This is a genomic window from Paenibacillus sp. FSL M7-0420 (assembly GCF_038002345.1).
Lineage (GTDB): Bacteria > Bacillota > Bacilli > Paenibacillales > Paenibacillaceae > Paenibacillus_AQ.
In genome coordinates this window covers 6,637,798-6,650,124 of record NZ_JBBOCJ010000001.1, presented here as the reverse complement: position 1 = coordinate 6,650,124, position 12,327 = coordinate 6,637,798, and the positions used below count along the sequence as shown (strand labels likewise).

The following is a 12,327-nucleotide window of genomic DNA, read 5'->3' as shown; positions in this document are numbered from 1 at the left end:
GCAAGCGGTCAAACAATATCATGAGTGAGCAACCACTATATACCGTCGTAGAAGGCGGAAGTATTACTGCACCTAAGGGCTTCACCTCCGGTGGCCTGCACTGCGGTCTCAAAAAAACTGAGCGTAACGACCTCGGCGCAATTCTCTGTGAGGTGCCTGCTACGGCGGCTGCGGTGTATACGACCAATGTATTTCAGGCGGCTCCGCTGAAGGTTACGCGGGAGAGTCTGGCGGACGGAACGCTGCAGGCGGTGATCGTGAACAGCGGCAATGCCAATGCCTGTACAGGGGACCAGGGCGAGGCGGATGCGTACGAGATGCGTGCCGCTGCTGCCCGCCAGTTGGGTGTGAATGAGCTGGATGTCGCTGTCGCCTCCACAGGTGTAATCGGTGAACTGCTGAAGATGGACTGTGTGCGCAGTGGGATTGCCGGACTGCCGGAGAAGCTGGACGCGGGCGCTGCCGGTGCGGAGGAATTCAGCCAGGCGATCCTGACCACTGATCTGGTCAAAAAAGAAAGCTGCGTAAAAGTAACGGTAGGCCGTACAGAGGTTACGATTGCCGGAGCGGCGAAGGGTTCCGGGATGATTCACCCGAACATGGCGACGATGCTGGGCTTCATGACCACCGATGTGCTCATTGATGGAGAGGATCTGCTTAGCCTGCTGCGCACAGCTACTAATTCTACTTTTAATATGATTACCGTTGATGGTGATACCAGTACGAATGATATGCTGGTTGCGATGGCCAGCGGGCTGGCCGGCAATGAGAAGCTGACGCGGCTGCATGCGGACTGGGAAGCTTTTGCAGCGGCGTTCACCCATGTGTGCCAGCATCTGGCGATGGCGATTGCCCGTGACGGCGAAGGGGCCACGAAGCTGATTGAGGTGCAGGTGAGCGGGGCGGTGCATGATGAAGGTGCGGCGGCGATTGCCAAGACTGTGGTCGGCTCCAGCCTGGTGAAGTCGGCGATCTTCGGTGCGGATGCTAACTGGGGGCGGATTATTGCGGCCGTAGGGCGTGCGGGAGTTCCGGTATCGCCGGAGCGGGTAGATATTAAGCTGGGTGAGATCGAGGTGCTGCGCGGATCGCGTCCGGTGGCTTTTGATGAGGAGCAGGCGCTGCATTATCTGCAAAAAAGCGATACCGTGCTGATCACGGTAACCTTGTCGGACGGCAGCGGGCAGGCTACAGCCTGGGGCTGTGACCTGACTTATGATTATGTGCGGATTAATGCGGCTTACCGCACGTAGTGCAGATAGGTTAACCGGATTACAACAGCGGCCGAAAGCCGACTAAGCTTTTACGTACAGGGGGCAGGGAGATGACGTTAGAACCGATAGAGTCTCAGGCGCAGGCGGGGGCCACCGGGTTGTTCGTAATGAAATGCGGGGGGAGTACGCTGGCGGCGCTGCCGGATTCATTCTTCGAGGATCTGCGGGAGCTTCAGGTCAGCGGGAATCAGCCTGTAATCGTGCATGGCGGCGGCCCGGCGATCTCCAGCAATCTGGAGAAGCTCGGCATTGAGAGCCGCTTCGTGAACGGCCTGCGGGTAACGACGGAAGAGGTGCTGGATGTGGTCGAGATGACCCTGTCCGGCAGCATCAACAAGGCGATTGTCCGCCGAATTCAGGCCAGCGGGGGGCAGGCACTCGGGTTATCCGGCGTTGACGGCAACCTGATTACGGCGCACCCGGTGGCCAATCATCATGAAGTGGGTCTGGTGGGAGAAGTGACCGGTGTTCGAGCGGGGATTGTGACGGGTATCTTGGCGATGGGCTATATTCCGGTTATTGCACCAGTGGGCGTAGATGGCGAAGGCCAGCGGTACAACATCAATGCGGACACCGCTGCCGGAGCTGTGGCTTCATATATCGGCTCGCCGAGTATGATCGTGGTTACGGATGTGCCGGGTATTATGCGGACGGTGGACGGGGAGAAGGTAGTGCTTCCGTCCGTAACGGTGGCGCAGATTGAAGCGCTGATTGAGAATGGAGAAATCTACGGCGGAATGATTCCCAAAGTGCGCGCTGCGATGGACTGCATCCAGGGTCAGGTGTCCGAGGTTATTATTGTAGACGGCAAAGAGCCGCGTGTCCTCAGCCGGGTGCTGAAGGGTGAAGCGCTGGGCACGCGGATTGTTCGATAAGGAGATAGCAGATTGAGTGGAAAGACGTTATGACAGGGATTCGTAGTTTTGTAGCAAACTGACAAGTAAATTAGACGCGCTGACGGGGAGCCGGCAGCAGCATGGTGGGAGAGTGACTAAGAATGAGTGAGCTTACGCAAACGGACAAGAATTCTTTGACAGGGGCGCCGCAGGAGCGTTCAGCAGGAACGAACGGACAGGGGGCCGCTCCTGCCAAGCTGAGTGCGGTATTCCCGTCATATAGCAGATATGATATCAGTCTGGTCAAAGGCAAAGGCAGCTGGGTATGGGATGAGCAGGGTAACAAGTATCTGGACTTCATGTGCGGCCTCGCGGTAACGAGCCTGGGCCATGCGCCGGAGAAGGTCGGTGCGAAGCTCAAGGAGCAGATTGATACGCTGTGGCATGTCTCGAACCTGTTCCACATTCCGGGCCAGGACCGGGTAGCTGCGCTGCTGACAGAGAATAGCTGTGCGGATCAGGTTTTCTTCTGCAACAGCGGAGCGGAAGCGAATGAAGCAGCCATCAAGCTGGCGCGCCGGTATCACCAGAAGGTGAAGGGGACGGACCGCTATGAAGTGATTACCTTCGAGCAATCGTTCCATGGCCGTACGCTGGCTACTCTGACAGCGACCGGACAATCGAAGGTCAAGGAAGGCTTCCTGCCGCTTCCGGCGGGCTTCAAGACAGTGCCGCTGCATGATCTGGAGGCGCTGAAGGGTGCTATTAACGAGCACACGGCAGCGATTATGCTGGAGATGGTGCTTGCCGAGGGCGGTGTGCTTGAGGTACAGCAGGAGTTCATGGATGCTGTTGTAGCGCTGTGCAAGGAGCACGGACTGCTGCTGATCGTGGACGAAGTGCAGACCGGGATGGGCCGTACGGGCAAGCTGTTCGCTCATCAGCATTACGGCATTGAGCCGGACATTTTCACCTTGGCCAAAGGCGTAGCCAGCGGCTTCCCGGCCGGTGTGATGCTGGGCAAAGGTTATCTGCGTGAGGCCTTCAGCCCGGGCAGCCACGCCAGTACCTTCGGCGGCACCCCGCTGGCGGCAGCGGTGATGGAAGCAACCATTGAGACCATGCTTGAAGACAAGCTGCCTGAGCGGGCTGCGGAGATGGGCGAATACTTAAGCGGACAGCTTAGAGCGAAGCTGGCAGACACTTCCTTCGTGAAGGAGATTCGCGGCAAAGGCCTGCTGATCGGCATTGAATGCCAGGAGCCGGTAGCCGAGATCGTGCTTGCCGGACAGAAGCACGGGCTGCTGTTCGTTCAGGCCGGACCGAATGTCATTCGACTGCTGCCTAATCTATATGTAAGCACCGATGAGATTGATCAGGCGGTGGACATCCTATCGGAACTAATTCATACTTATGCTAATCAAGGAAACGGGGAGGCAAATTCATGAGTCACGGTACACCAGGCGTAACAGAGACGATTGCCGCACAGCTCAAAGGCCGTGATTTGCTGGAGCTGAATGATTACAGCCCGGAGGAAATCACGTATTTGATTGATCTGGCGATTGAGCTGAAGCGCAAGCAGAAGAACGGAGAGGTCTACCAGCCGCTGCTGGGGAAGACGATCGGCCTTATTTTTGAGAAATCCTCTACCCGCACACGGGTGTCGTTCGAAGTGGGGATGTATCAGCTGGGCGGTCATGCCCTGTTCCTGAGCAAAAATGATATCCAGCTTGGCCGTGGCGAGACGGTTGGTGATACGGCCCAGGTCATGTCGCGTTATCTGGACGGTATCATGATCCGTACGTTCGGCCATGATAAAGTGGAAGATTTGGCCCGCTACGCTTCGGTGCCTGTCATCAACGGCCTTAGCGATCTGGCTCATCCCTGCCAGGTGCTGGCGGACTACCAGACTGTATACGAGCACAAGGGCAAGCTGAAGGGACTGAAGCTGGCGTATATCGGCGACGGTAACAATATGGCGCATTCCCTGCTGATCGGCGGCGCCAAGCTGGGAGTACATGTCTCTATCGCCGGACCGGAAGGCTACGAGCCGGACGAGTCTGTGGTGGCCGAGGCGCGCGAGATCGCGAAGGAGACAGGTTCATTTATCACCGTAACCCGCAGCCCGCAGGAGGCCGTACAGGACGCTGATGTGATCTATACGGATGTCTGGGCGAGCATGGGCTTCGAGGCCGAGCAGCTGGCACGTGAAGCGGCGTTCAAGGACTATCAGGTCAACGAAGAGCTCGTAAAAGGCGCGAAGAGCGATTATCTGTTCCTGCACTGCCTGCCGGCCCACCGGGAGGAAGAGGTCAGCACCGGCGTCATCGACGGCCCGAACTCCGTGATCTTCGATCAGGCGGAGAACCGCCTGCATGCGCAGAAGGCGCTGATGGCGGCTTTGATGGGCTAGATGGAGCCTAGCAAAGCGTCTGCACATCTGGAGCAGAGAAAATGAGTTCATTCCACCCACAAATGCGCTAAGGTATGAAGTGAAGTGTCATTTTTAGCGGACATTTAGAGATATGTGTATTCTGTACAATTAAAAACCGTGAAAAGTTAACGTGTCCTCTTCTAACTGTAGTCTGTACAACTAAATCCGCCCTAATGGGCGAGAATTCAGGTATAGAGGTATTTTAATTGTACGAACTACAGCTAAACGCACACTCTGCGTTATATCAGCCAATTTAGTTGTACAAATTGCAATTAAGTCCACCCATGGCACCTTAATCGTGCACAGCCAACCCTGAGCAAGTGATAGGTTTCGATGGGTTGAAGTAATTGAATTATATATATACAACACATATATAAGATCAACTTAGGTACGGAGCGTTGGATTTCCGGTGCATAGCAGCGAAGTGAAAGTTTGGAACTGTAGGAGCGTAAGCGTCCGCCTTTGTCTCCGGATATTATCCGCTCTAGCGGTATATTCAAGAATATCTGGAGACAACAGCGGCCGGAAGTCCAAACATTTCATGCAGCTGCGTCCAAGCACCGGATGTCTATACGCAAAGCTTGAAGTTGATCTTATAATCACCCTCCACACCGAAAGGAAGCTAAACACCCCATGCCAAAAGAAAAAATTGTACTCGCCTATTCCGGCGGGCTGGATACCTCAGTCATTCTGAAGTGGTTGAAAGAAACGTATGATGCGGAGATTATTGCTTTTACAGCGGATATTGGTCAAAAAGAAGAGTTGGATGGTCTGGAGGAAAAAGCACTCGCCACCGGCGCGTCCAAGGTCTACATCGATGATCTGCGCGATGAGTTCGCGAATGACTTCATCTACCCTATGTTCCAGGCGGGTGCACTCTATGAGGGACAATATTTGCTGGGCACCAGCATTGCCCGTCCGCTGATCGCCAAGCGCATGGTGGATATCGCCATTGCCGAAGGCGCTACAGCCATTGCCCATGGAGCTACAGGTAAAGGGAATGACCAGGTACGCTTCGAGCTGAACGCTGCTGCGTTATCGCCGAGCATTAAGGTAATCGCGCCTTGGCGTCTGGAAGAGTTCCGCAACCAGTTCCCGGGCCGGGCCGAGATGATCGCTTACGCCGAAGCCAACGGTATTCCGGTACAAGCCTCTGCGGCCAAGCCGTATTCGATGGACCGCAACCTGCTGCATATCAGCTATGAGAGCGGCGTGCTGGAAGACCCGTGGTTCGATCCAAGCGCACCGGAGAACAAGGAAATGTTCCTGCTCTCCAATGCGCCGGAGGACGCCCCGGATGAAGCTGAGTATCTGGAGCTGGACTTCGTCAAGGGTGACTGCGTAGCGCTGAACGGCGAAGCGTTATCCCCGCTGCAAGTGATGGAGAAGCTCAATGAGCTGGGCGGCAAGCATGGGATTGGACGCGTGGATATGGTCGAGAACCGTTTTGTCGGCATGAAGAGCCGTGGCGTGTATGAGACTCCGGGCGGAACCATTCTGTTCACCGCTCACCGCAAAATGGAATCGATCACCATGGACCGTGAAGTGATGAACCTGCGTGACAGCTTGATCACCCGTTACAGCACGCTGGTGTATAACGGCTTCTGGTTCGCACCGGAGCGGATTGCGATGCAGGCCCTGGTGAAGGAGAGCCAGAAGAACGTGACCGGTACGGTACGCGTGAAGCTCTACAAGGGCAACATCATCGGCGCCGGAGTCAAGAGTCCGGTCAGCCTGTACAACCCGGATATCGCCACCATGGAGGCAGATCCTACTCAGGCCTACGACCAGGGCGATGCGACCGGCTTTATCCGTCTGAATGCCCTTCGTCTGAAGGTATCGGCAGGCGTAGCAGAATCCAATAAGTAGCAGTATATAAAAGCGGACACAAGAAGGCCGTTCCTCCCAACTGGACAGGGGCGGCCCTTCTAACGTCTATCGAGGAGGAACAACAGGTGAGCAAGCTGTGGGGCGGACGTTTTACCAAAGGAACGAACAAGCTGGTAGAGGAATATACGGCTTCTATCGAGTTCGATAAAGTGCTGGCGGAAGAGGATGTGCAGGGCAGTCTGGCCCATGTCACGATGCTGGGTAAATGCGGAATTCTGCCGCAAGAGGATGTCGAGACGATCAAGAACGGACTGGCGAAGGTACTGGAGATGGTACGCGCGGGGGAGATTGTATTCTCGGTTGCCGATGAAGATATCCACATGAATATTGAAAAGAACTTGATCGAACAGATCGGCCCGGTCGGCGGCAAGCTGCACACCGGACGCAGCCGCAACGATCAGGTGGCTACAGATATGCACCTCTACCTGCGAAACCGCGTGGTGGAGCTGGTCGCGCTGCTGCATGAGCTGCAGGGTGCGCTGATCGGGCAGGCCAAGGATAACCTGGAGACCATCGTTCCTGGATATACCCACCTGCAGCGGGCACAGCCGATTCTGTTCGCACATCATCTGCTGGCCTACGTGTCGATGTTCCGCCGCGATGCGGAGCGCCTGACCGACAGCTACAAGCGGATCAACGTGCTGCCGCTGGGTGCCGGGGCGCTGGCGGGAACGACGTTCCCGATTGACCGCCACTTCGTGGCCGAGCAGCTTGGCTTCGACGGGGTCTATGAGAACAGTCTGGATGCGGTCAGCGACCGCGACTTCATCGTGGAGTTCCTGGCGAATGCATCGCTCGTTATGACTCATCTGTCCCGGCTCAGTGAAGAGCTGGTGCTGTGGAGCAGCACCGAATTCAGCTTCGTGGAGCTGGATGATGCCTTCTGCACCGGCAGCAGCATCATGCCGCAGAAGAAGAACCCGGATGTGCCGGAGCTGGTACGCGGCAAGACAGGCCGTGTCTACGGCAACCTGATCGGACTCCTGACCGTGCTGAAGTCGCTGCCGCTGGCCTATAACAAGGACATGCAGGAAGACAAGGAAGGCATGTTCGATACTGTAGCTACGCTTACAGGGGCCTTGCAGCTGTTCGCGCCGATGATCGCCACCATGAAGGTGAACAAGGCGCGGATGCGTGAAGCGGTGAATACGGACTTCTCCAACGCGACCGATATCGCCGACTTCCTGGTAGGCAAAGGCCTGCCGTTCCGTCAGGCGCATGAGGTGATCGGCAAGACCGTCCTGTATTGCATCAACGAGGGCAAGTTCCTGCTCGATCTGACGCTGGACGAATTCAAGCAGTTCTCGCCGCTGTTCGACGACCAGATCTATGCAGTGCTCCAGCCGGAGGCCGTGGTGAACGCCCGTAATGTCTACGGTGGTACCGCTACGGTTCAGGTGCAGGCCGCCATCGGGCGAGCTGAAGCGGACCTGGCTGCTGCGGGTGAATGGGTGAAGCAGCATGGACATGCTGCGGAGTAAGCCTGGAAGAGCCTGAAGGCGAAACTAGAGGACAAGTGGAAACGGCATTGCCGTCCTTTTAAAGGACGGTACCGTTTCAGCGAGAAATAGAAGGATAAGTTATCGTGTGCAACATATAAATTCTTATATTTTAAACGAAAGACTGTCTCTACTCAGCATCGGTTAGATGCGGTAGGACAGTCTTTTTTTTGAGCGATAATGTTATATTCTCCGCACCCCAGGTAGAAGCTTACGGGATGATCCGTATCCGCTTACAATCTGGAAGATTCTACTTGCTTAGCGGCAGCCACTTCAGCACATCGCGGATCTTGGCATCCCAGTATCCCCACTCATGCTCGCCCGGCCCTTCCTCGTAGGTTAGAGACAGCTTCGTCTTGGAGCAGGCCTTGCGGAAGACCTGATTGTCCTCATACAGGAAATCCTCGGTTCCACAGCACTGGTAGAGCAGCGGCTTCGGTCCTTTGGAGCGGTTCACTTCCTCAAGCAGCCATAGCAGATCTTCCGGAGTACCAGCAATGTTCTTGTCCCCAAAAATCTGCAAATAATCCTTAGTCTTCTGCGATGGATCTTCAAAGTTCAAGAAATTGTGTGCCATATCGAGGGCTCCAGACAGACTTGCTGCGGCAGCCCAGTTCCCCGGCTTGCGCAGTCCGAGCTTCATTGCCCCATATCCGCCCATCGACAATCCCGCCACGAAGTTATCCTCGCGCTTGGCCGACAACGGGAAGAAGGAACGGGCCAGTGCTGGTAACTCCTCACTAATGAATGTCCAGTACTTGCCGCCCGCCTCCATATCTGTGTAGAAGCTGCGGTGGACCTGCGGCATAACCACAGCGATACCCAACTCCGCTACATAACGCTCAATTGAGGTGCGGCGCAGCCAGATCGAATCATCGTCAGACAAGCCGTGCAGCAGATACAGCGTGGGGTGTAAGGTCCCTTTGGAGACATTGCTCATTCCGATCTGCGTAGTGGTCTGCTGCGGCAGAATGACAGTCATCGAAGTACTGAGCCCCAGCACCTCCGAATAAAATTTACATTCAATTAAAGCCATTTGCGTATCCCCTTTCTGCCCACATGATAGCACAGCCCCTACCTGATATAAATTGTAGATTTCTCCAGATTTATTGTCCGCAAGCATTGCTGCTGCCGGAGGAGAAAGAATATAATGGAAGTAGGTAGAAAGATTCATATAAACATGCAAGGACACAGGACTGAAGACACGGATAAGCCCATAATTGAATTTCAATAGAGTATAGGGAGCGAACATAATGTCCTGGAAAGACCCATGGAAGCGCAGCCGCGAGCGGGGCAAGGAAGCGGGCTTCACCCTGATCGAGGTGCTGGCCGCCATCGTCATTTTGTCGATAGTGTCCCTGGTACTGACTTCTTATTTCACCAATGCCATGACCTATTCCAAGTCCAACCAGAACAAGACGATCATGGTCAATCTGGCGCGGAACGCTTTGTTTTATATGGAGAAGCAGGATTTTCAGAAGCTTGAGTTATACCTTAAAGGGAGGCCTACTACAGGAGCAGAACCTGAGATTATAGGTCACCCTGCGATTCAGGCCTCAGGCTGTGTTCCTTTGACAGAGACAACGGTGAGCTGCAGCGTCTATAGTAATGCGGTGAGCGATGTGAACACTTTGGCGAAGGTGCTGAATCCTACGATTAATAACATCAGCTATCAGATAGATATTGAATATCAGTCTACTCTCCATACAGGAATGATACATTCATCGGATGCCATTGAGAAGGCTACTGCCGAGTACCTTTTGCCGGTTCGGGTCAGAGTGCGGGATTCCAGTCAGGTTAGAACGAATGGTAAGGAGACTGTTGTGGAGGGATATATTACAGATGAGAAAATTCGTTGATCTTCTCCGCAAAGAACAGGGCTTTACGCTAATTGAGCTTATTGCAGCGTTGTCTTTGTTTTCTCTGGTATCCGCACTTGTCTATGGAGTAATGACGTTTGGCGTGCAGAGTTATCAGAGAGTGACTATGGAGAATACGTTGAGGGATGAAAGTGACTTACTGATGTCTGCAATTATTACTGAAATCTATACTTTTGCTCCAAACACTATTTCTTCTGATGAAGTGAATAAGACTATACTTCTGAGCAGAGATAATCTTAGCGGAGGGATCGATGAAGTAACGATAGGAATATCCGGCGGGCAGTTAGTGATAAATGAGCTTCCAACAACAGACCCCACAGCAACTACTGATCATGTAAGTGCCGTAACTACTCCAACACCAGGAGATACATATAATACAAGGACTTCGACAGATTCCATGTTGGGCCCGAATTCTTCAATAAGCTTGGAATGCAGTGCAAATTCAATACAGCCTTGTGAGAGTGGCCTGCTGAATATCAAGCTTTCTCTGACTTTAGAACATGGAGATAACAGACGGCAGCTTGCGGTTGAGAGCAAATTCGGATTCTAGGAGCGGTGGGCAGAAATGGGATCGAGGTTTATAAAAAAGAGCAGATGCTCCGAGTGGTTTTCCCGCATGAAGTCTGAACAAGGCTCTGCACTCGTACTAGTAATGTTTATTGTCCTTCTTCTTACAATTCTCGGATTAGCGGTTCTAGGCGCAACTATTGGAGGCGCCCAAAGAAGTGAAACAAGGGAGAGTGACGTACAGTCCTTGCATCTTGCCCAAAAAGGACTTAATGAAGCTGCAGCCTATATTCAATCCGAGCTGAAGGGATTACAACTGGAGGATATTGACCCGGAAAGCCTGGGAATAATTCTTGCGAAGCTGGATGACAACAAGGCCAGTCTGAAGGTAGCTACAGAATTACAATCTTCCAGCAGGGGCTCAGTCGATGGCATCAAATATGATGATACTAAGGACAAAAAAATCAGAAAACAAAACCAGTCTATCCAGTATACCATCAATATCAGCTCCAAGGCAGTGGTCAACGGAGTGGAACGGACACTGAGGCAGCAGGTCATTATAGACAGTTATCCAGACTTCCTGAAGTATGTATTCGGCTCAGAGAAGACTCTCCGGCTGAATGGAGCTCCTGTGCTTAAGGGCAATGTATATGCCGGAGAGAAGCTGCTGATAACAAATACACCTTGGTACACTTACTTGGGACATAGATATCCTGAAGTCACCTTGGATTTCCCCACCGTCATGAGTAATGCGGATGGGTCAGCCCCGGGTGAGGTACATGTTCAAGCAATGAGCAATATCAAATATAAAGAGAATTTCCAGCCGAAGGAGAGTATCCTGTCAGAAGATCAAGAAGATACGATGACCTCCCTGCCTGAAACCGAGAGCGAAAGGAACGTTCTATTGGCTAAGATTCTGCATGTGAATCCGGCTAACATTAAAATTAAAGAGAAAAATAAATTTGTCCAAATCAACGTTGAGGAGTCGTTTTTCGATAAGCTGGCGCAGGGGCTATCCTCCTCAAAGGATGATTTTACCCAAAAATCATTAAGAAACAGTATGCGTGGAGAATACAGCAAAGGCATTGCAGACTTGAATTCTTGGATTATCGGGCGTTCGGAGGTCACACATATTCAAGGAATGCCGGTAGCTCCAGATAAAGTACTACCGGATGCCGAAGAAGCTGTCCTTGAACAGTATCAGAAGGATCTTGAAATATACAATGAGAAACTACAGCAGTTGGAGAACTTGGATTCCACAGTTGTTTTTAACGGGAATTTGGTTGTTGATGGTTTGGATTACAAGAAATTATTTTACCGGGAGGGACCGTCCAACGAGATTGATCCCAAAAGCGGGAGTATGCCCCGCTGGTTCATCGTTACCGGGAATTTAGAAATCAACAACTTTAAGCCTGATTTTTTACCAGTCCGGGCCAATATATTAGTTACTGGTAATGTTAAGATCAAAGGCAACGTTAAGTTTGATTCGACTTTGCTGGTGTTAGGTGATACAACGGTTGAGGATGCAAATATTCGGGGACTTCAGGGAAATGACCTGGAGACCAAAGAACTGGTCCTGATCTCCAAAGGGAAAGTGCTTATCAACCGCCTGCACGCCTTTGCTGTGAACGAACCAAGTGCAGAGGAAACGATGGAAGCTTTCTTTTATACAGACTCCAGTGGTGAGTTGTATGGCGTAGGCTCTATGTTCCACTTGATCGGCGGTTTTTTTGCTAGAGACAACCTGACTGTCCATGCAGTAAAAGGTAATGTTATGGAGCCTCTTCCAGGCAATGCTGGCAGACTAATCATTAACCAAGCGGCTGCTCCAGAGCGTTTTGTGATAGATTATAAACCGGACATCTATGAGAATCAGCAATCCAGCTTACCCAGAGTGCAAACCGTCAATGTAAATGTCGGACCTATGCAACTGGTAAATTGACGGTATACATCAATTAAAGGAGCCTTTCGCGTCAGTATTCACTGCGCCCAAAGGCTCCTTTTAAT

10 protein-coding genes are annotated in these 12,327 nt (G+C 52.7%); 9 read left to right on the top strand and 1 reads right to left on the bottom strand.

Going from position 1 to position 12,327, the window contains the following annotated elements; all coding sequences use genetic code 11:
• Positions 1-20: 20 nt before the first annotated feature.
• The 6 genes from argJ (at position 21) to argH (ending at position 7,915) form a co-directional block, all read left to right on the top strand.
• Positions 21-1,253, top strand: a complete 1,233-nt coding sequence (gene argJ / locus MKX51_RS28550; RefSeq protein ID WP_340994700.1) for a bifunctional ornithine acetyltransferase/N-acetylglutamate synthase — start codon at positions 21-23, stop codon at positions 1,251-1,253.
• Between the two features lie 71 nt (positions 1,254-1,324).
• Entirely contained in the window at positions 1,325-2,149 is an 825-nt protein-coding gene (gene argB / locus MKX51_RS28545) for an acetylglutamate kinase (RefSeq protein ID WP_340994699.1), read from the top strand.
• A gap of 122 nt (positions 2,150-2,271) precedes the next feature.
• The gene (locus MKX51_RS28540; RefSeq protein ID WP_340994698.1) at positions 2,272-3,558 is read left to right on the top strand and encodes an acetylornithine transaminase; all 1,287 of its coding nucleotides are present in this window, start codon (positions 2,272-2,274) and stop codon (positions 3,556-3,558) included.
• A complete protein-coding gene (gene argF, locus MKX51_RS28535) occupies positions 3,555-4,523 on the top strand; it encodes an ornithine carbamoyltransferase (RefSeq protein ID WP_340994697.1) in 969 nt (322 codons plus the stop codon). The genes MKX51_RS28540 and argF overlap by 4 nt, the downstream gene beginning before the upstream one ends.
• A 654-nt stretch (positions 4,524-5,177) precedes the next feature.
• A complete protein-coding gene (locus MKX51_RS28530) occupies positions 5,178-6,413 on the top strand; it encodes an argininosuccinate synthase (RefSeq protein WP_340946604.1) in 1,236 nt (411 codons plus the stop codon).
• Between the two features lie 86 nt (positions 6,414-6,499).
• On the top strand, positions 6,500-7,915 hold the full coding sequence (argH, locus tag MKX51_RS28525; protein WP_340994696.1) for an argininosuccinate lyase: 1,416 nt from the start codon (positions 6,500-6,502) through the stop codon (positions 7,913-7,915).
• A gap of 268 nt (positions 7,916-8,183) precedes the next feature.
• Here the strand turns inward: argH and MKX51_RS28520 are convergent, their stop codons facing one another.
• Positions 8,184-8,969 (bottom strand): alpha/beta hydrolase, encoded by a 786-nt coding sequence (locus tag MKX51_RS28520; RefSeq protein ID WP_340994695.1) that lies wholly within the window; start codon positions 8,967-8,969, stop codon positions 8,184-8,186.
• A gap of 217 nt (positions 8,970-9,186) precedes the next feature.
• Here MKX51_RS28520 and MKX51_RS28515 point away from each other — a divergent pair, with 217 nt between their 5' ends.
• The 3 genes from MKX51_RS28515 (at position 9,187) to MKX51_RS28505 (ending at position 12,262) form a co-directional block, all read left to right on the top strand.
• Positions 9,187-9,792, top strand: a complete 606-nt coding sequence (locus tag MKX51_RS28515) for a type II secretion system protein (protein ID WP_340994694.1) — start codon at positions 9,187-9,189, stop codon at positions 9,790-9,792.
• A complete protein-coding gene (locus MKX51_RS28510) occupies positions 9,776-10,363 on the top strand; it encodes a PulJ/GspJ family protein (RefSeq protein WP_340994693.1) in 588 nt (195 codons plus the stop codon). The genes MKX51_RS28515 and MKX51_RS28510 overlap by 17 nt, the downstream gene beginning before the upstream one ends.
• Before the next feature lie 66 nt (positions 10,364-10,429).
• Positions 10,430-12,262, top strand: coding sequence for a hypothetical protein (locus tag MKX51_RS28505; protein ID WP_340994692.1), 1,833 nt, complete (start codon positions 10,430-10,432; stop codon positions 12,260-12,262).
• The last annotated feature ends 65 nt before the right edge of the window (positions 12,263-12,327 follow it).